A 21,532-nucleotide genomic window follows, 5' to 3' on the forward strand; every position below is an offset into this window, starting at 1 on the left:
TAGTTTAATTATAATAAACTATAGAATCTTCTCTATAGTGCTGTACTTTCTGCAAAATTATACTGCGAAATAGAGTCAGTATCTAGCAAATACATCAACTTTACCTATTCTCGCTCACGGGTTTGGGCCTGATAGCGTAACTTGCGAGCGTATGCTTGACTATCTGTAATATCAGGTTGTGAGTTGATCACACCTTCGCTCTGCCAATACAGCACTTCCGGCTATTATGCAATACAGTTTTTTTCCTTGCCCTCTCCCATCAAAGCTTTCAGATTTGAGGATGTACCTGATAGCTGTCGGAAGTGCTGTAAGCAACAAGTTCGGCTCCTGTCTTGGGAGGATTTGCTAAAACCTGTCTCACAGAAAGAATCCGAAGAATGTATTCAGAAAGAGGAAGGTTAAGCCGAGAAGCTTCAGTAAAAAGCTCGTTTTCTAGCTCTGGTGGCAAATCAAGATTAATACTCACTCTGGTTATCCTCTGTAGGTTTGGTTCTTAATTGATAGAAACTTGAGCAAAATTTATCAAACACTAGCTGCCTCTGGAATCGCACCTTGCATTCTCCCAAAAGCATCAATCAAATTCTGTAATTGTTGATCTGCTTTAAAAACTCCTAACCCACGCACCGTCACTTTACCTGGAGAATACACAAAGCGGGTCTTGAGATTGTCTGGTAAATTCGCCGCCAACAAATTCCAAGCGGGTTCTTCCATTGGTGTTTCTAAAACGACGTGCTGCTTTTGTTCTGGCTTAATGCGGCTAAATCCGAGTTTTTTCGCTAGCTGTTTGAGTTCCATGACTCGCAAAAGTTGATTTGCAGAGACTGGTAAAGTACTATAGCGATCGCCTTGAAATGCTAAACTCCACCTTCTAACTCCTCTAGATCGTCTACTGTCAGTGGTGCTTGGCCACTATGGCGCACATACAATACATTAACTGTAGTACCTCGAATCGTAAAAAGTACTCGGTATACATTTTTGGCTTTCCCATAAAGAAGTTGACGTACTTCTTCTGGAAAAATTTCATTTTCGACTGCTAAAGCACAACGTTGGGGCTTCTCTTGTAGGGTAGCAATAGCATTCATCAATCCTCGAAACCAACGATCGGCAAATTCAGGATTCCGCTCTCGATACCAGCGATAAGCTTGCTCAATCTGAGCTTCGGCGATTGGGGTAATCTCAACCTGAAATGCCATACTTTTGCTGCATTTCTTGAACGAAATCCCCAATGGGGCGAGTTTGACCAGCGTTGAGTTCCTCAAAACCTTGTCCAATACCTGCAATTGTCTCCAACTGATCGATCAGTTGGCGTAATTTCGTGGGGTCGATTTTGCCAGGGTCTAGAAAGGTGACGAGAACTTGAGAGCGATCGCTAATATCTTGCGGTAGCTGGGTAAGGTGAATTTGTCCATCCTGATAAATGCCTTCGATAGTTTTTATCATGAGTTAAAGTTGGGTTGGTATTTTCTTTAATTTTACTAACTAGACTCAAAGGGCTGGGTCTGGAATTCTTGCCTGCTCAAGCGTAAATCATCTTTATAAACTTCTCTACGATGCCCTACTCTGACAACGGTTACTACTAAGACATCATCGTAAATATGATACAAAATCCGATAATCGCCTACTCTGATGCGATAACGATTTTCACCATTTTTTAATTTGCCGACACCATCAGGGCGAGGTTCAAGAGCTAATTGTTGAATTTTGCTTTCTAACCTTTCCTGAATATCTACGGGTAACTTTTTGAGTTGTTTAGATGCACTTTTGGAAATTTCTACTCGGTAGCTCATGCAGTTTTTTGCTGATGTTCTGACCAAGTTAGAGTGCCATTTTCTCCGATATCTTTTAATCCCTCTTCAAAGTCTCTTTCGTCAGACTCGTCTTCTTGTTTGCGGATTTTTAACAGTGCTAAAATCTCTTGTAAGGTATCGTCATAAGCCAGTTCTAATTGTTCATTAATAGCCTTGATTAACGCTTGCCTTTTAGTTGTAGTTTCCATGTTTCTACTTTTTTTAACTGCTCGTCACTGTCTAGACTTTGAACACCTTATTTTACTCTAAATCACTCGTCTGAAATGCCAGTGCTTTTAATACCCGACAACCAGCGAACAGCCAGAAAATGCTACATGGGCGATCGCCACATTGTTTGGGCTTAACTATAATTCTTCTAAGTAAGTCTGGCATAGGTTTCCACTTGATGACTAATCTTTTTATCCCAATTAAACACCAACCGCCTCTGGAATCGCACCTTGCATTCTCCCGAAAGCATCAATCAAATTCTGCAATTGTTGATCTGCTTTAAAAACTCCTAACCCGCGCACAGTCACTTTACCAGGAGAATACACAAAGCGTGTTTTGAGATTGTCTGGTAAATTTGCCGCCAATAAATTCCAAGCGGGTTCCTCCATCGGTGTTTCTAACACGACGTGCTGCTTTTGTTCTGGTTTAATCCGGCTAAATCCAAGTTTTTTCGCTAGCTGTTTGAGTTCCATGACTCGCAAAAGTTGATTTGCAGGGACTGGTAAACTACCATAGCGATCGCTCCACTCAGCTGCAATCTGTTTTAATTCTGATTTAGATTTAGCTGTGGCCACCGCCCGGTATGCACTCATCTTTTGATCCAAATCGGTAATATAATCTGCTGGGATAAACGCCGTCAGGTTGAGGTCAATCTGGGTATCCTCCACTTTCGGAATTTCTTGTCCTCGGATTTCCCGAATTGCTTCTTCCAGCATTTCCATGTATAAATCAAAACCGATGGCATCCATTTGACCGGATTGTTCTGCACCTAGCAAGTTACCCACGCCTCTGATTTCCATGTCGCGCATCGCTAGCTGATAGCCAGAACCTAGCTGAGTAAATTCTTGAATAGCTCGTAATCGTTGCCGTGCTGCGTCAGATAATGCCCGTTGCTTCGGATAAAATAACCAAGCATGAGCTTGGATACCTGCACGTCCCACACGACCGCGTAATTGATACAGTTGTGCCAAACCAAAGCGGTGAGCATCTTCAATCAAAATGGTGTTGACTCGCGGAATATCTAAGCCAGATTCAATAATTGTCGTACAAACAAGGATATCTGCATCGCCATTGCTGAAGGTGAGCATGGTTGATTCTAACTCGCTTTCATCCATTTGACCGTGAGCGATCGCAAACCTAGCTCCCGGTATCACTTCTCGTAAATTGGCTGTTGTCTCTTCAATTCCATCCACTCGTGGAACTACATAAAATACCTGTCCACCTCTGTCTAATTCTTGACGAATAGCAGTGCGAATACTTTCGGAATTTATTGGTGATAGATGAGTTTTAATCGGTCGTCTGGTTGGAGGTGGCGTGGTAATCAAACTCATTTCCCGAATCCCCGACAAGGACATATACAAAGTTCGGGGAATGGGAGTTGCAGAAAGGGTAAGCACATCCACTTGAGTTTTCAAGCTTTTAATTTTCTCTTTCTGGTTTACCCCAAACCGCTGTTCTTCATCCACTACCAACAGTCCTAAATCCCGGAATGTCACGCCTTTACCTAAAAGTTGGTGCGTACCAATTACTACATCTAATTCACCCGTTGCCAATCGCTTTTGAATATCGCGGCGTTCTTCAGCGGAACGAAAACGGTTGAGCAAACCGACATTTACCGGGTAGGGTGCAAAACGTTCTTTGAGTGTGTGGTAATGCTGCTGTGTTAAAATTGTCGTTGGCGCAAGGAGTGCCACTTGTTTACCGGCGGTGACTGCTTTAAAAACAGCACGAATCGCCACTTCCGTCTTACCGAAACCGACATCGCCACAAACTAAGCGATCCATTGGGCGATCGCTTTCCATGTCGCGTTTTACATCTTGTACAGCTTTGAGTTGATCCGTTGTGGGTTGGTAGGGGAAAGAATCTTCCAATTCTTCCTGCCAAGGCATATCGCCTGGGAAGCTAAAACCTTGTTGTTGCGATCGCGCCGCATACAGTTTCAACAAGTCCACCGCCAATTTTTTAATCGCTTTGCGGACTTTATTCTTGGTATTTTCCCAAGCTTTACCGGTCATCCGATTGAGTTCCGGTGCTTTATCACCTGCGGCGCGGAACCGGGATAAAGCACCTACTTGATCGGCTGCGACTCTTAGTAACCCGTCAGCATACTGCACCACCAAATAATCACGGGTTTCGTTATTAATCGTCAAACTTTCTAGCTTGACAAATTTGCCAACACCATGATTTCTGTGAACCACATAATCGCCCGGACGCAGCTTATTGGGATCGACTTGTTTAGATGTCGCTTTGTGGCGCTTGCGGATATAGCCGGGAGTCGCTAAGGAATGCTGCCCAAAAAATTCCCGATCTGTAACGATTACTATTCGGTATGTAGGCAGGATAAAACCTTCTAATTCCGCCAGCCCAGAATATTTGAGGGCTATGGGAATATGGTTGATTTGCAGCTTATCTATTGCTTGGTAGTCGCGGGGATTCGGGATAAACTGAGCCGGACAATCATGTTCTTGCAATAAAGAGACGGAACGCGAAGGTTGAGCAGAAAGCAGCCAGATCGAGAAATTGCGATCGCGTTCTTGGCGGATGGTTTCAGCTAGTTTAGCAAATTGGTGCGGCGTGACTGGAACAGGACGGCTGGCAAGATTAATCCCACTATTTTCCTCTGACAGTTCCGATAAGTATAATGTTTTAAATTTTGCAACATCAACCAGACAATCATCAAACGACCGATGAATTTTCGGGAGGTTTAATTCTTCCCTATTCGCCAGTCTCCATTGTTCCTCGGCATTTTCTACCCAGCGATCGCTATGAGCATGACACTGTTCTGGCTCATCAATGGCAATCAGGGTGTTTTCTGATAAGTAGTTTAGCAGGGACGCTGGTTGCTCGAAAGCCAACCCCAAAAAGCGACGACTACCCTCCAGTGATGAGTTCTCAGTGCTAAGTTCTGAGTCAGAATTTAACTCAGCACTCAGCACTCGGAACTCATCGCTATTTTTCAGTGCCGCCATGACGATGGGAGCAAAGCTAGTGGGGGTAAGAATTAACTGGTCAACTTTATCGAGGGCGGAACGTTGGGTTGCAGGGTCAAATTCCCGCATTTGCTCGATTTCATCGCCAAACCATTCCAGCCGGACTGGAAACTCAGATGAAACTGGGTACACATCAACAATATCGCCCCGTCGGCTCCACTGTCCTTCTGTTTCCACCAGAGGTACTCGTTCGTATCCCAGAATAGTTATTTTCTCACTGAAGGCATTCAAGTCTAATTCCATCCCCCGCTTCAAGGTAAGACAGAATTGCCCAAAAGCTTCTGGTGGTGGTAAGTGGGGTTGCAGCGCCCCTTGAGTCGCCACAATCGCTAAATTTGTCATTTGTCCTACCCTGCGGGAAGCCGCAGAAGCGTCTATGTCATTTGTCCTTTGTTCTTGGTTTGTTTCTGATGACAACTGACTAATGACTAATGACTCTTGATTTTTGAGCAAATCTGCCAATACCTGCATTTGCCCCCAACTCATCTCAGTTTCCGGGTCAAAAGGTTCGTAGGGAGAAGCCTCGGAGGTGGGGTAAAAATGTACTGTTTGCCATCCCATTGCCTCCAGTTGTGCGTAAACGCGTCCAGCTTCTTCCAGAGTGGCGCAAACCACAAACAAATTTTTGCTCTGCGACTGTGCCAATGCCGAAGCCACCAAACCCTTGGGCAGTCGAGGAAGTCCATTTAACCGCAATTCTTGTTGTCGGTTTAGCTTAGAAATAAATTCAGTGGTGAGCGGCGATCGGCCTAATGCACGCACAATAGAAGAAAATGACATAAGTACTACTAGCGGTGGGAGTCTTTGTGGGTCAGCAAATCTTAAGGCAGTTTATGTCAACTATTTTAAAAGTGTTAACAGCTTTCTTATTCCTTCAGTGGAAGAATAATCCACAGTGACTAATAAACTTAAGAACTATAACTACTACTTTGTATATAGTCAAAGTATTTATCGAAGCACCTTTAATACTAGATACTAGGGATTGAGCTACGTTCGCTCTGATAAGCGGCAATTTTAAACATGTCCTCCATCACTTTTGAAATTTTAATCATTTTGGTGCTAATTATTGCCAATGGCGTGTTTTCTATGTCTGAGATGGCGATTGTCTCGGCCCGGAAAGTAAGGTTACAACAGCTTGCCAATCAAGGAGATGCCAAGGCAATGGCAGCATTGAAATTAGCGGAGTCTCCAAATCATTTCCTGTCAACTGTTCAAGTGGGTATTTCCCTGATCGGTATCCTAACTGGTGCTTTTGGAGGAGCAACAATTGCCAACCGACTGGCAGTCTATGTAAAACTTGTACCTTTGTTAGCACCTTATAGTGAACCGATATCTTTTGGAGTAGTGGTTTTGATCATTACCTATTTGTCACTCATTGTTGGCGAATTAGTACCAAAGCGTCTGGCATTAAACAACCCAGAAAAAATTGCATCGGCTGTAGCTATTCCAATGCGTGCCTTATCGGCGATCGCTTCGCCAATGGTATATCTTTTAAGTGCTTCAACAGATTTGATCTTACGAGTGCTGGGAATTACAGCTTCTACCGAGCCGCAAGTCACCGAAGAAGAAATTAAAATCTTAATTGAGCAAGGCACTGAGGCGGGAACCTTTGAGGAAGCTGAACAGGATATGGTAGAGCGAGTCTTTCGTTTAGGCGATCGCCCTGTCAGCTACTTAATGACACCCCGTCCAGATATTGTCTGGCTAGACTTAGATGACTCTGCCGAAGAAAATCGCCAAAAGATGGTTGATAGTGCCTATTCTCGGTATCCAGTTTGTCAGGGGGGACTTGACAATGTATTGGGTGTGATCCCAGTTACCGACTTATTAGCCAGGAGTTTCCGAGGGGAAGCGCTAGATTTAACAGTCGGATTGCGACAGCCCGTATTTGTACCAGAAAGCACCCGTGGCTTGAAAGTTTTGGAATTGTTCAAGCAAACCATCACTCATATGGCGCTAGTAGTCGATGAATACGGCGTGATTCAAGGATTAGTCACTCTCAACGACATCATGAGCGAAATTGTGGGTGATGTTCCTTCAACTGATGGCCAGGATCAACCACAAGCTGTGCAACGCGAAGATGGTTCCTGGCTTTTGGATGGAATGTTACCTGTAGAGGAGTTTTTGGAACTTTTCGGTATGGAAGAGTGGGAATCTGACGAACGCGGTAGCTATCAAACTTTAGGCGGTTTTGTGATCACCAATTTAGGACGTATTCCTGCCGCAGCAGATTATTTTGAATGGCAAAGTATGCGAATTGAAGTGATGGATATGGATGGTAACCGCGTTGATAAGGTGCTAGTCGTACCTAAGGGAAATAAATCACCGGATACGGCAAAATCTGATTAGTGTTGGGCATTGGGAATAGGGCATTGGCATCGATCGTTGTTTATTCCCATGTACCCTACCCCATGCCCCATTACTACAATTTGTCAAGTCTTCGATAGACGTTGGACGGCCTCACCTGCCAACATCTGATGGGCTTGTGCTAAAACTTGGGGGATTTTATCGGCGTGGGGATTGTGGGCGAGACATTGCCGCAAGTCTAATTCGTCTAGCCGATCGGCCTTGTTACCAGGAAACCAGTGGCTGCCATTACCAAGCAAGTTGTAGCGCATTTTGGCATACTCTACCAGATCGTAGGCGATCGCTAAATTTCGCAGCCACAAAATTACCCGAATATTTACCTCACCAGGGGTTTCGTCGAAGGTTGGGAGATTTGTTTCCCAGGATTTTTCCCAATCTTCTCCCAAAGTAGCGATCGCTTCTGATTCCAACCTTGCTAAAATTGGCGGCAAAATTTCTGATGCCCGATCTACTAATTCTAAGGTCTTCAGGTGTTCGTCAAAATCTTCTGGTTTTGCTGCTCCCAAACTCAAGGTATGCACTTCTTGATGGCTCAAACAAAACAAATCATTAAACACCATTGGACTCAACGGGGCGCAAAGATTTACTAATTTTTGTGGAGGTTCGTACAACAAACCTCCTTTATTAGATGGGCTAATGATAAACACCCCCATATCGTGGCGTTTAGCTGCTTCAATTGCCGCCCAATTCCATTGATTAATGTAGTACCAGTGCAGGTTCACGTAATCAAATTGATTGGTATTAATTGTCTGCACAATCATATCTGTTGAACCGTGTGTGGAAAAGCCAATAAATCTAACTTTTCCCTCTGCTTGCAACTGCTGGGCTACTTCCAAACAGCCACCGGGACGAATGCTGTCATCTAACGACTCAGGATGATTGATGCCATGCAACCCTAAAAGGTCAACATAATCTAGTTGGAGATTTTTCAATGATTGTTCAAATGTTTCGCGGAATTCTTTCGCATCTGCCTTTGGGCTGATTTTGGTCTGAACAATCAACTTTTCGCGGGGAAACTTGGGCAATATTCTCCCCAATTGCATCTCGGAAGTGCCATAACCACGGGCAGTTTCAATATGATTAATTCCAACCTCGACTGCCCTTCTAATAGTCGCTTCCAGATTCGCCTGGTTATCAGCAGGAATTTCATTATTGGGAACATCTTCCCATTTGAACTGATATCTCATGCCACCGCAGGAAAACACTGGCATCTGTAATTCTGTGCGTCCAAATCGTCTATATAGCATCAGTAGATTGTGGATTACTTACCAACTTAAAATCTAAAACAACAGCCATTCAAGCCTACAGTGCCACAATAATTAAGGACTTCCAAAAAATAAATTATCCAGTAGGTGCGTTACGGTGAGCCAGCGCTGTGGGCGGGTTTCTCGATTTGCCGCGACTGGCTGCCTTCGCGTAGAAGGAGCGTCATCCGAAGGGCGTTAAGCCTAACGCACCGCCTACAGATAAGAGGTGCGTTACGCTGTCGCGTTAACACACCCTACAACCTATTGGTTGGAATATTTTTTAATTGGAATTCCCTTACCTCTGTTCAATCTGTGACACTAGCAAAATTCATCACATTCTTAAATCGGTCAGGTCTTTTGGTTATTGGACTGCGACCAGTATTCCAGTTCCACAGAATAATTATCTCATCCTAGTTAGCGCTAGGAAGCATTTCTCCATTATTCTCGCAATTGGTATTTCGGCTAAGACATGACAAAACGACCCAGCAGTGCTGAGTTGAGGCTAGAACAAATCCAATACCTTAATTTAAAATCTTCAAGCCCCGTACCCTCTTGGTTTGTTTCAATCAAAAATTAAAAATTGGTTGACTTCTTTTGCAAAGCTAGGTGGTTGTCAGATTAATTCTTTGGAGACTGCGCTTGGATTAAGCAATTTCTCAATGTTTCGGCTAACACCTGTACATACGGTTCATTAAGTAGCTCAAGGTGAGATCCGGGAACGTAATGGATATCTAATCCTCCAGCAACTATTTCCCCCCAGCCGAATTGAGGATCGTATTGTGTGCCTATAGCTTCGTCCCGATTTCGATCCTCTGTTCGCAAGAGGATAGCTCGACCAAGGTAAGGTGAAAAGATATATTCACTGACTGCTTGAGTGTTAATATCTATAATTTTTAAGTGCTTGTCAGTTTCAGGTAAATCTAGTGCTTCTTCTAAATAACGGTTATATGTATTTTGAAGATGAGACTTACGCCAATAACTCCATCTCACAATCCTTTGCAAAAGGTAGGCAGGCCCTTGTCGAACAATATTATTTAAATGCAAGAAAATTCGCTTGAGAAATGATGCTCGCCAGCTATAACCTGGACGACAACTATCAAGCATAACTAAAATACCAACTTGTTCGCCTTGCTCTTGGAGTTGCCGAGCCATCTCAAAAGCAACTACACCGCCAAAAGAATAACCTCCCAGAAAATAAGGGCCATTGGGCTGAATGGTCTGAATTTCTTGAATGTAGTGGGTTGCCATGTCTTCAACCCGTGCATGGAAAGGATGTTTTCCATTTAGCCCTTGTGGTTGTAGTCCGTAGAATGGCTGTTCCGATCCCAGAAGCAGTGCCAATTCCCGGAAACACAAGACTTCTCCACCCAATCCGTGAATACAGAAAAAAGGTGGCTTGGAACCATTGGGTTGAATTTCTACTAACGATGACCAAGTAGTTTTTGATTTGTCTAAGGTATTTACTACAGCCTTGTTTGCTGCTAAATCTTCTTGGCAGATTTTTTTGGCTAGAGCTTCTACAGTCCCTGACTGGAAGAGAATGGCAAGAGGCAGATTTTTATTGAATGTCTTCTCAATTTGCCAAAATAGTTTTACTGCTAAGATGGAGTGTCCTCCTAGCTCAAAGAAGTTATCCTTGACGCCAATGGGCTGGACACCTAAAGTTTGTTCCCAAATCTGTATTAACTGGCGTTCCACTTCATTGCGGGGAGCAACAAAGGTGGCTTCCGATTCTTGCCTTGATAAGTCGGGTGCAGGTAAGGCACGGCGGTCTACCTTGCCATTGGGGGTTAGGGGCATGGTGTCCAGCAAGACGAAAGCTGAAGGGAGCATGTACTGTGGGAGCTTTGTTAACAGGAAGCTCCGGATGTCACTAATTGTGGATGCCCAGTCTGGATTCGGGGTAATGTAAGCTACTAAACGTAGATCCCCAGCAACATCTTCACGGGCAATGACTACAGTTTGGAGCACATCTGGGTGTTGAGCTAACACCGTTTCAATTTCCCCTAGCTCAATGCGTATCCCTCGGATCTTAACTTGATGATCTCGGCGACCAAGAATTTCTAGTGAGCCATCTGGACGATAGCATCCGCGATCGCCTGTATAATAAAGCCAATCCTCTTCATCATTCCGAAAAGGGTTCTTCACAAAGCGAGAACGGTTTTCTTCTTGGGCATTGATGTAGCCCAAACTGCGGAATGGAGTTCGGATTACAATCTCACCCGGTTCACCGATGCCACAGGGTTGCTGATTTGCTGTAAAAACTAGTGCTTGGGTTTGAGGAAGCGGCAATCCTACTGGCTGTACTCCTGGTGTACACTCAACAGGTACTTGGTAATAACACTTTGCCAAAGTTGTCTCTGTCGGCCCGTAGAGATTGACAATTTCACCTGATTCTGGAAAAGCATCCCGCCACCGAAGTACAAGTGTTTCCTTCAGAGGTTCTCCAGCCAAGAACAACCAGCGTAAGTTACGTAATGAGATTCCTGAGGGCACATTGGCTAACCATAATTGCGCTAGCGAAGGAACTGTGTGGAGTACAGAAATTTGTTCATCTTCCAAGTAACGCAGAATTTTAGTCGGTTCTAGGTTATCCTCTTCTTCTGGCAAACATAGGGTTGCACCACTAGTCAAAGGTAAGAAGATATCTCTGAGAACGACATCAAAGGAAAGACCCGTTAATTGGGCAACGCGGTCTTGCTGATTAATTTCAAAGGTCTGCCGCTGCCAGTTCAGGAAATGCGCCATCCCTTTATGACACCCCAGAACCCCTTTCGGTACACCAGTGGTGCCGGAAGTAAAGAAAATATAAGCTGCATCGTCGGCAGCAATTTCAGGCAGGTTTACTGCTTCAGGACTCTTTTTGATTGAATTTATGGCTTCTCCTGTGTCTGGGTTGACACAGATGATAGTTAAAGACTTCCATATATTTTCGTCTTCTGGGCGCTGACCATCAATATATAATATGTATTTAGCTTTAGCTTCCTGTAGCATGAGCCGTTGGCGATCGCTGGGAAGTTTCGGATCGAGGGTGAGTAGCACACCGCCACTCAAGAGTACGCCAAGCATACTAGCAATCAGCCCAAAGCTTCGTGTGCCAAACACGGCTACGACATCTCCCCGCTCCACTCCGTAAGACAACATAACCCGTGCTAAGGTTTGAGCGCTTTTGCCTAATTCTCCATAGTTCCAAGTGCGAAATCCTTGACGGAGTGATGAATGTTCTGGCGTGCGATTTACCCAAGAGGTAAACATTGTTGTCGCCAATTCATACCGTGGTTCTGGCAAAACCGCCTGTGGTTCTGGCAGCAAAGGTCGCGCTTCTGGTGTGACAAGGGAATATAAACTAATTTGGCTCTCCGGAGCAGCAACAATTTGATTCAGCAAGTGATGGAACTGATGAAGCATTTCCATCATCCGTTCTGAACTAAACAGATCGGTGTTGTAGACTAAATCAAGTTTGATACCTTGGTTTTGTTCTGTAACGTACAGGGTTAAGTCAAATTTGGAAGCTGTTTCTAGCATCGAGACTGGTTCTATAGCCACTCCAGGTAGTTCCAGTTGGATGTCCCTGAAGTTGAGCATATTAAACCACACTTGAAACAGTGGGTTGCGGCTGGTATCTCGCTCTGGTTGAAGTTCTTCTACCAGTTTCTCGAAGGGCATATCTTGATGAGCATAAGCATCTAATGCCATCTGGCGAACTCGATTTAACACTGAACGAAAACTAGGGTTGTCGGCAAAATCAGTCCGTAAAACAACGGTGTTAATAAAAAATCCAATCAGCCCTTCAATCTCAGAACGGTTACGGCCGGCAATGGGAGAACCGATGAGAATATCTTCTTGCCCAGTGTAGCGGTGCAGTATTGTCCCAAAGGCGGCCAGCAATGTCATGAATAGCGTGATCCCCTCTTGATGCGAGAGTTCTGTGAGTGATGCACTCAAAGTCTGCGGTAGCATCAGAGATTGGGCTGCTCCTTGGTAAGTTTGCACTGGTGGCCGTGGTCTGTCAGTAGGCAATTCCAGTACAGTATTAGCACCTGCTAACTGGGTTTTCCAATAGTTAATTTGCTTGGAAAGTACCTCACCTGATAGCCATTGCTGCTGCCATACAGCAAAATCTGCATACTGAATCGGTAATTTTGCCAGTGGGGAAGGCTTACTGCTCAAAAAGGCTTCATAAAGTGCTGTTAACTGCTGCCAGAGAATGCCGATTGACCAGCCATCTGAGGCGATGTGGTGCATCATTAACAAGAGGATGTGCTCCTCTTCCTCTACTTGGAGCAAAGTAGCTCGCAGCATCAAGTCAGATTCTAAGTTGAAGGGGTGTTGCACCTCTTGATTTAGGAGAAATTCTATTTGCTCTTTTGTTACCTTAATGATTTTGAGTTCCACTGGCCGAGGCGTGCCAATTACTTGTATGGGGCTACCATCAGGCGATCTAATAAAGTTGGTTCGCAGTGCCTCGTGATGGACAACGATCGCATCTAGCGATCGTTGCAATACACCCACATTTAACTTGCCCGTTAAGCGCTGTGCATTAGAGACGATATATGCTGGGCTGTTGGGTTCTAACTGCTCCAAAAACCATATTCGCTGCTGGGCAAAGGATAAAGGGACTGATTCCCTATTGGTTATTTGGGGAATAGTCTGATTTTGGGGATCGTTTTCTGAAGTTTGGTTTTGAGCGTTCCCGTTTCGGGTTGCCGTAGGCATCGCTTGAGCTAAAGTAGCGATCGTTGGATTCTCAAATAAGAGTTGCAACGGTATTTCTATCCGAAAGACCTGCCGAACCAGAGACATCACTTGAGTGGCCAGCAGTGAATGACCTCCCAATTCAAAAAAATTGTCGTGGATGCCTACTTGTTCCAAACGCAAAATTTTCGCCCAAATGCCAGCTAAGACTTCTTCTGTCGAATTCTGAGGTGGAACAAAAGTTGAGAGCCTAATATCAGATGTATCAGGTGCAGGCAAGGCGCGGCGGTCTATTTTACCGTTGGGATTTAATGGAAGGGTGTCCAAAAATACAAAGAAACTAGGCACCATGTATTCAGGAAGCCGAGTTTCTAAAAAGCGACGCAATTCAACCTGGCTAGGGATTTGCTCTGGACTGGCAACTACATATGCCACGAGTCGCTTGTCCCCAGGTACATCCTCTCTAGCTATGACTAGAGTCTGTGTCAGTGCTGGATGTTGCCCTAATATGGCTTCGATTTCTCCTAATTCAATTCGGAAGCCACGAATTTTTACTTGGTGGTCAATCCGACCAAGAAACTCGATATTACCATCGCTCAAGTAACGTGCTAAGTCCCCAGTTTTGTAAAGACGTGCCCCTGTTTCAGAGCTAAAAGGGTTGAAAATGAACTTTTCTATGGTCAATTCTGGACGGTTAAGATACCCTCGCGCTAGACCAATCCCGCCAATGTGCAATTCACCTGATTCACCAATAGGCACGGGCTGCAAATTTTCATCAAAGATGTGAATCTCTGCATTATTAATAGGGCGACCAATGGGAGCGATCGCATAATTAGTGCCACGCTGGCAAGTCCAGAAAGTGGTATCAATGGAAGCTTCTGTCGGGCCATAGCAATTATGCAGAACATTGTCCAAATTAAGTTTGGCAAAGAAGCGTTCTATGAGTTCGCCAGGTAAAGCTTCACCACCGCAGGTAATATGCCTAATGAATCGGCAATTCTCAATTCCTTTCTCTTCCAGTAAGACACGGAGTATGGAAGGTACTAAGGCTAGGACGGTAATTTGCTGCTCAGTAATCACCCTCACAAGGTAGGCAGTATCTTGATGCCCGCCAGGGCGAGCTACGAACAATTGCCCTCCAAAGCATAATGGCCAGAATATCTGCCACACCGAGGGATCGAAGCTAAAAGAAATAGTCAGTAAAACTTTGTCTGCCTGAGTCAACCCAAAAGTTGTTTGCTTCCAGCAGAGTTGATTGCAAATCCCACGGTGAGCGATCGTTACACCCTTGGGCTGTCCTGTAGAGCCTGATGTGTAGATTACGTAAATAAGGTTATCAGGTGTCGTTTCATTGACAGGATTTTCTTGGCTGTTCTCAATGTTCGCTTCCCAACCTAAGTCTAGACAAACCACTTGCGCCTGATGCGGTGGTAGGTTCTTGACCAATTTTTCTTGGGTTAACAACACCGGTGTCTGGGTGTCTTCCAAGATGAAAGCTAAACGTTCTGAAGGATATGCAGGATCTAAAGGCACATAAGCACCTCCAGCTTTGAGAATTCCCAGCAATCCTACTATCATCTCCAGAGAGCGCTCTAAGCAAATACCTACAAGGACTTCCGGCCCAACGCCTAAACTACGTAAGTGGTGTGCTAGCTGATTCGCCCGCTGGTTTAACTGCTGATAGGTCAGTTGTGTATTTTCAAATACTACAGCAGTTGCTTGGGGCGATCGCTCTACTTGCATCTCAAACATTTGATGGATACACAGATCCAGATCGTGAACTGCTTGGCTATGATTCCATTCCTGTAGAACTTGAGTGCCAATTATGTGAGTTAAGGTATCTAACGGAATATTTTGCTTACATTCTGAACTCTGGCTATTTATCTGCATTTTTTATATATCAACTTTATCCAATATCCTATTTTTAACTAAAATTTTAAAATCCAATTAAAATCAAAAAATTGCATTGTTTCATTGTTTAGATACAGGCAGGGGCAAGCATTTGACTTGCGATTTTACCTTAATTGAACAAATATAATTTTTATTTTACAAAAGAAACTATTTATATATAAAGTAAATTTTAATTTTGTAAGTTGCGTTATAGCGGATCTCACCATTAATCTCAATGTATTACGGCAAAAAAATATTTATTATTACTATTTTAATTAATCCCTCTTGCTGCGTAACACTCGCGATTTCATATTTACTTTATAAATAGCCTCTACCTTGATAACTAAAATATAATACTGTAAAAACTCTATCCTTTCTTCTTAAAATTCGCTGAGGAGAAAAATAATTATTACCGAATCTTCATTCTATTTCTTCATATGTAAAAATAGTGTGAAGTTATAATTATGATTTGCTTAAATAATTAAGTTACCGTCATGAATTGCATACACTAGTACACATGAAGAGGGCCTGGGCATTGGGGATCGGTACCAGTTGCGATAATGGAGGAAACCTCCGTAACACACTGGCTTCTTAGTACTTTCAAGTCAGGTCTGCAACTTCAGACAAATGCAGTTTCTTAAGAAAGCGTTACCCTGACTCAGTAAAACTCTCAGCATCTGGGTTTCATCTCACTATAGAGAAGGTGAAAACCTATTACATTGACTTAGTATCTGTGTCAACGTGACATAAGATACAGACAAAATATTTGTTTTTTTCTGGCAGCGAATACCCATTCAAGCTTTTTGGCTACAAACAAAGGCTTGCAGCAAATCTAATGTTGATTTTTTTATGGTGTTACCACTGGGTCTCAACCCTCAATTTTTGATAGACAAGATTAGAACAGTCCAAAATGTAATATATAGAGGCAAAAAAATTAGATTAAAAAAACGATCCTTTCTCAGGAGGTAAAAATGCCTATAATGCAGATATGACAAGACTCACAAATTTCAAACATTGTTGACTTATTAGAATTTATTATCATTAAGCTATAAGCAATTCTCTAGAAATGCTTTATGAAACTTGACCCAAGTTTAACCACGACATAAGATATGTAAATTTTTGTAACAATATTCAAACTTTTGATGCGTTTTCCTGTAAGTTATGTTTGTAAGTTTTGTTAGTCAGTAATTATGCGTAAAGAAATAGAGAATTTCTAAGCAAAGCTGAATTAGTCTAGCTAAACATGCTACAGTATTTTCGGAAGGGATATCACTGTTTCATACAAGTACAACTCTGCAATGAAACTGTAGTAATTCAGTTAAACTATTACGCAACTTAAAAATTCTAATATTTTTACCTGACCTACTTGAATTATTAACATCAAAAATTTTATTCAAGTATAAGTTAACTCATTAACAAATTTTTTTCGGTATCAAAGCTCAAAATTTCCAGACTAAACTGGATTCTACCCTGCAACAAAAGCTAAGTATATGGGTAGTAACCGCGCCCAAACCGACCCTGGAAGATACTTCCGATCGAAAACTTAAAGTTACTCCAAAGAAAATGGTTAATAGTAGACTACAAAAGTCAGGTTTCTTTGAAATAAAAATGAATGTGAAATACCCCACTTGTCTTATATAAGTTTCCATCAAATTTTAACTACACCAGGTGTTCCTAACTTATGAGTAATCAAAGCATTACAACAAATAAATTCAGTGAAGTGCCTTTGGATTTACGTGCATCTGCATTTGTCAGGGTACGTAAGGGTTCGTGGTGGTTGAGATTAACAACATTGTTTTTAGTCGACTATACTCTTTTATCCTTAGCTTGGATTTTAGCTGGATATCAATCTTCTTATGACTATTTTACTTGGGATATACGGAGTCATTATTTACCCATTTTGATAACTATTGGGATTCAAATAGGATCGCTAGCTCTCCAAGGTATTTATCGAGAAGGTCAAAAACGCTACGACTATTTAAATATTATCAAATCGCTAACTTTTGCTCATGGATTAATACTCCTTGTTTGTTCTTTGTATCAACCAGTTGTTGATATTACACGCCCAAGATTAATATTATTATCTTGGTTGTTAAGTATCTTATTTATTTGTACTGGTAGATATGCTGTAAATATTACTCTTGAATATTTACGCAAGCAGAAAAAAATAGTTCGTTCTTCTGTATTTATTATTTGCGATCCTCAAGATCATGAGCAGATTGCAAGCTTTATAAAAAAAGAAAAACATTACATAGTATCTGGAACAGCTAATGCTAATTCATTAGATAGATATCAACGTCAACAAACATTGAAGCAACTTAATGAATTAGGTGTAACAGAAGTTTTTATATCTTGGGATGCTCTAAAAAATAGAATGTTTTTATGCTGGTTATTTCAAGCATCTGGCATTCAAGTACATATTTTACCAATGGAATTAAAACCAATTTATAGAAACGTAGAATTTAATAAAATAGGAGGAATGCCTTGTCTAAGTTTGGATTGCCCGATAATTACAGGTAAAGATTTTTGGATAAAGCGTACTTGTGATTTTTGCTTCGCGACTTTATTTGTAATGTTAACCTTCCCTATTTATATAGCTATAGCTATAGCTATAAAACTGGACTCTCCCGGCACAGTATTTTATAAGCAAACCCGTATAGGTTTACATGGGCAACAGTTTAAAGTATGGAAATTCAGAACCATGAGGTCTGATGCAGAAAAATTACAGAAAGAATTAGAGGCATTAAATGAAACGAAAGATGGGATTATCTTTAAAATTAAAGATGATCCTCGCGTTACCCGTATTGGAAAATTTCTCCGTCGCTACAGCTTAGACGAATTACCTCAACTTTTTAATGTTATCTTTGGAGAAATGAGTATAGTAGGACCTCGCCCTTTACCTACTAGAGATGTTGATAAGTTTTCTGAACATCATTTTATTCGACATGAAGTTTTACCTGGGATTACAGGTCTTTGGCAAGTCTCAGGTCGCTCGAATATTTTAGATTTTGAACAAGTGATTAATCTCGATCTTAACTACATCGAAAATTGGTCGCTTGGCTTAGACTTTGATATTCTCCTTAAAACAGTTATGGTAGTTTTGAAAAAAGAAGGTGCCTACTAAGGTAACAAAAACTAAACCATACCCGACAGCAATCATTATGCGTTTTACGTATTGATACAAAGGTTGGATTTGATAGGAAAATTTTTCACGCATTAAAGATTTTTCTACTTAAGTGAGTGAAAAACTACCTATTTAAGTCGGGTAAAATCTTTCGGATTTACAAGCCAAAAGATTAATACATCTTGCTTGGAATCAGTGGCACACTCAAGCGTGCGATGATATAAGCAAGCTAAACAAAAATGCATTTTGCACTGAAGTCGTATGACTGGATATCTATCTATGGAAAAGCTAAAAAAAATTTATAGCAGTATATCAAAAAAAGTAAGTCATGAGATTTATAGATATTGCTGATTCAAAATTAACGAAATAGGCTGATTAATAATTTCAGAATGGTAGAAAAGTACAAATTAATAAGTAATTCCCTCTCAATGATAATGAATCGGTTAGCACAAAGCATTACAGCCTTTGTATTAACCGCTGCTATTGCTCGTACTCTAGGAGTTGAGGCTTTAGGGCAGTATTTACTAGCGTATAGCTACTACTTTATGTTTGTGGGCATTGCTTCCCAAGGACTAAAGGTATTGTTTACCAGAGAACTAGCTCGTGAACCAGAAAAAACATCTATTTATTTAATGAGTGGTACCTGGTTGCAATTAATATTTAGTTTTTTGAGTTATGGGGCATTAGTTATTGTAGTGTTTTTACTTCCCTATAATTCAAAAACTTCTATTGTTTGCTACATCATGGGCTTAACGATTATTCCTTTCGCACTTTCCAACATTACGGAGGCAATTTTTCAAGCTAAAGAAAAGATGCATTTGATTGCCATTGCTACAGTCCCAGTGTATATCCTACGCCTAATAATAATGATCTGGGCGATGCAACTGAAGTATGGAATTGAATCTCTGGGAGCGATACTATTTTTGTCGGAAACATTAATTCTGGTAATTGAATGGATTCTGATCGCACGGTTAGTCAAAATCCAATGGCAGATTGATAGAGTTTTTGTAGGTAATACAATTAAAAATGCCCGAACATTTATTGCTATTGAAGCAATGGCTGTAGTCAGTAACAGAATTCAAATCTTAATTCTTTCATTGTTAGGAAATGAGTTTTTAGTAGGTCTTTTTGGTGGAATAGTACAACTGCTACAACCCTTTTTGATTATTGCTAACAGTATAACTGTAGCAATGTTCCCGAGACTTTCGAAAGTAGCAGGCCAAGGGCAGGAAAAGCAGCAGCAAATAGCTGAAAGCTTTGTTGAAATTTTACTAACTATGGGATTACCCTTGTTCCTTGGATTATTATTTTTTGGCAAAGATTTACTAGTTTTTATATATACCCCTAGCTTTGCTCAAGGAAGTTTAGCGCTGAGTATAAGTGCAGTATCACTGCTTTTATTGCCGTTCATACGTACACTATGTTATGTACTTGTAGCCAATCATTTTGAGATAGTGAACCTGCGTGAAGTAATTATTACAACTACATTAGGAAGCTTGGCAGGTGTATTATTAGTTCCGCAATATCATTTGCTAGGTGCAGCTATAATGGCATTGCTAATGACTGTTCTTGGCTTTAGCCAGTATGTTTACTTTACCTATACTCTCTTATTTCCATTAAATTTATGGCGAATAATTCGCCGTCCAGTTATAATCGGCACTTTGATGCTAGGTGTATTTTTAATTTTAAAAAATATTAATTTAGACTTTTTATTAACTCTGATTGTTGCAACTTCATCCTATATTTTATTTGTTATTTTGATGAGTATTCATGCTTTAGGCGGGATTGATGTTGTATGGCAAAAATTTGTAAAAAAGGGATGAAGTTTCAATGCTCGACCCTACTTCTAAAATAGCAAATTTAGAAAATCTTCAAATAACTACAGCAATGAATACTGAATATCTTCAAGCAGAAAAACCAATAACCCAAAAATCACCAATGGTAAATCAAAGTAACCAAACAATAGTTAGTGTCGTGATTCCTACACGCAATAGACCACAAATTGTTGCTAGGGGTGTCAAAACTGCATTAACTCAAACCCTGCAATCAATTGAAGTGATTGTGATAGTAGACGGCCCCGATCGGGAAACAGTAAATGTACTATCTCAGATAGCCGATTCAAGATTGAGAGTGATCGAACTACCAAAAAATGTTGGGCCATCAGGGGCTAGAAATACTGGCGTGAGAGAAGCTAAAGGAACTTGGATAGCCTTTTTAGATGATGATGATGAATGGCTTCCACAAAAATTAGAGCGCCAACTTGAAGTAGCAAAGAATTCTCCTTATGATTTTCCAATTGTCGCTAGTCGTTTCATTTCCCAAACTCAAAAAGGTGAGTTTATTTGTCCAAGAAGGCTACCTAATACCTCTGAACATTTAAGTGAATATCTTTTTGCGCGTAACTCCTTTTTTAAAGGAGAAGGCTGCATACAAACCTCAACTATTTTCGTGAAAAAAGAGTTAGTGCAAAAAATGCCTCTAGAAGAAAAATTTTATAGACACGAGGATTGGGAGTGGTTGCTTAGGGTTAGTGCTATTGAAGGTGTAGGAGTAGAGTTTGTACCTGAGCCTATGGCAATCTGGCATTCAGAAATGGGAATCAAGCGCTTAAGTAATATCAACGACTGGCAATATTCCTTGGATTGGATTCGTTCCACCCGCAATTTAGTAACACCAAAGGCTTATTCAGGCTTCATTGCAACAATTATCACTCCTTCTGCCTCCCTAGTAGGTGATTGGAAAGCCTTCTTTCCTTTGTTGTGGGAAGCTCTACGCTGGGGCAAGCTCCGACCGATTGATATATTCTTGTACTTAACCATGTGGCTCTTTCCTCAGCAGCTTAGGCAACAAGTTCGCTCTATTTTCGCCAAGAAGTCTAAAACATAAAAGGCTTTTCACAAAAGAAAGGCAGAAGACAAGAATAGTTACAAAAAACCTTGAAGCGTGAATTTTAATACCACTAGAAAATGGGATTGTGGCTATAACTATAGTGCGAGATAGAAAATGTCTGTGCTTAAATTATACGTTTTTAAGCTTATGTTGCTTCTGTCTTCGGGCTTCATGAAAACAATGATATACCAAAAATACAGCCATCTCATTAAAAGTGAGTGAAGTGAATAGAAAGAGATAGTAAAGTATTTGTCAAAATCGACTCAGACGGTAATCAAAAATTTTTGGTTTGATTTAATTATTTATACGATGACC

General features: G+C 41.5%; 13 protein-coding genes and 1 pseudogene. 4 read left to right on the plus strand and 10 right to left on the minus strand.

Annotated features, from left to right (window positions below):
- Window positions 1-268: 268 nt before the first annotated feature.
- The 8 genes and pseudogenes from V7L01_RS35510 to mfd form a co-directional block, all read right to left on the minus strand.
- Window positions 269-466, minus strand: coding sequence for a hypothetical protein (locus tag V7L01_RS35510; protein WP_442937024.1), 198 nt, complete (start codon window positions 464-466; stop codon window positions 269-271).
- A gap of 56 nt (window positions 467-522) precedes the next feature.
- Window positions 523-843: pseudogene (locus V7L01_RS26690) on the minus strand (TRCF domain-containing protein); the annotation flags it as partial.
- Window positions 844-854: 11 nt separating this feature from the next.
- A complete protein-coding gene (locus V7L01_RS26695) occupies window positions 855-1,193 on the minus strand; it encodes a type II toxin-antitoxin system RelE/ParE family toxin (protein WP_335040163.1) in 339 nt (112 codons plus the stop codon).
- A complete protein-coding gene (locus tag V7L01_RS26700) occupies window positions 1,177-1,440 on the minus strand; it encodes a hypothetical protein (RefSeq protein ID WP_335040166.1) in 264 nt (87 codons plus the stop codon). Before V7L01_RS26700 ends, V7L01_RS26695 begins: the two co-directional genes overlap by 17 nt.
- A gap of 35 nt (window positions 1,441-1,475) precedes the next feature.
- On the minus strand, window positions 1,476-1,787 hold the full coding sequence (locus tag V7L01_RS26705) for a type II toxin-antitoxin system RelE family toxin (RefSeq protein WP_335040168.1): 312 nt from the start codon (window positions 1,785-1,787) through the stop codon (window positions 1,476-1,478).
- Window positions 1,784-1,996 (minus strand): hypothetical protein, encoded by a 213-nt coding sequence (locus tag V7L01_RS26710; protein ID WP_335040170.1) that lies wholly within the window; start codon window positions 1,994-1,996, stop codon window positions 1,784-1,786. The genes V7L01_RS26705 and V7L01_RS26710 overlap by 4 nt, the downstream gene beginning before the upstream one ends.
- Window positions 1,997-2,048: 52 nt before the next feature.
- Entirely contained in the window at window positions 2,049-2,180 is a 132-nt protein-coding gene (locus tag V7L01_RS26715) for a hypothetical protein (RefSeq protein ID WP_335040172.1), read from the minus strand.
- Between the two features lie 35 nt (window positions 2,181-2,215).
- On the minus strand, window positions 2,216-5,785 hold the full coding sequence (gene mfd, locus V7L01_RS26720) for a transcription-repair coupling factor (RefSeq protein WP_335040175.1): 3,570 nt from the start codon (window positions 5,783-5,785) through the stop codon (window positions 2,216-2,218).
- A 240-nt stretch (window positions 5,786-6,025) separates the two neighbouring features.
- Between mfd and V7L01_RS26725 the strand changes: the two genes are divergently transcribed.
- The gene (locus V7L01_RS26725) at window positions 6,026-7,354 is read left to right on the plus strand and encodes a hemolysin family protein (RefSeq protein ID WP_335040177.1); all 1,329 of its coding nucleotides are present in this window, start codon (window positions 6,026-6,028) and stop codon (window positions 7,352-7,354) included.
- A gap of 83 nt (window positions 7,355-7,437) precedes the next feature.
- Here the strand turns inward: V7L01_RS26725 and V7L01_RS26730 are convergent, their stop codons facing one another.
- Both V7L01_RS26730 and V7L01_RS26735 read right to left on the minus strand, forming a co-directional pair.
- Entirely contained in the window at window positions 7,438-8,619 is a 1,182-nt protein-coding gene (locus tag V7L01_RS26730; protein ID WP_335040179.1) for an aldo/keto reductase, read from the minus strand.
- Between the two features lie 618 nt (window positions 8,620-9,237).
- Entirely contained in the window at window positions 9,238-15,066 is a 5,829-nt protein-coding gene (locus V7L01_RS26735; protein ID WP_442937032.1) for an amino acid adenylation domain-containing protein, read from the minus strand.
- Window positions 15,067-16,885: 1,819 nt separating this feature from the next.
- Between V7L01_RS26735 and V7L01_RS26740 the strand changes: the two genes are divergently transcribed.
- From V7L01_RS26740 to V7L01_RS26750, 3 genes are all read left to right on the plus strand, one after another.
- Window positions 16,886-18,328 (plus strand): sugar transferase, encoded by a 1,443-nt coding sequence (locus tag V7L01_RS26740; RefSeq protein WP_335040184.1) that lies wholly within the window; start codon window positions 16,886-16,888, stop codon window positions 18,326-18,328.
- Between the two features lie 389 nt (window positions 18,329-18,717).
- Window positions 18,718-20,151 (plus strand): oligosaccharide flippase family protein, encoded by a 1,434-nt coding sequence (locus tag V7L01_RS26745; protein WP_335040186.1) that lies wholly within the window; start codon window positions 18,718-18,720, stop codon window positions 20,149-20,151.
- A 7-nt stretch (window positions 20,152-20,158) separates the two neighbouring features.
- A complete protein-coding gene (locus tag V7L01_RS26750) occupies window positions 20,159-21,214 on the plus strand; it encodes a glycosyltransferase family 2 protein (RefSeq protein WP_335040189.1) in 1,056 nt (351 codons plus the stop codon).
- The last annotated feature ends 318 nt before the right edge of the window (window positions 21,215-21,532 follow it).

The organism is Nostoc sp. (genome assembly GCF_036917095.1).
Classification (GTDB): domain Bacteria; phylum Cyanobacteriota; class Cyanobacteriia; order Cyanobacteriales; family Nostocaceae; genus Nostoc.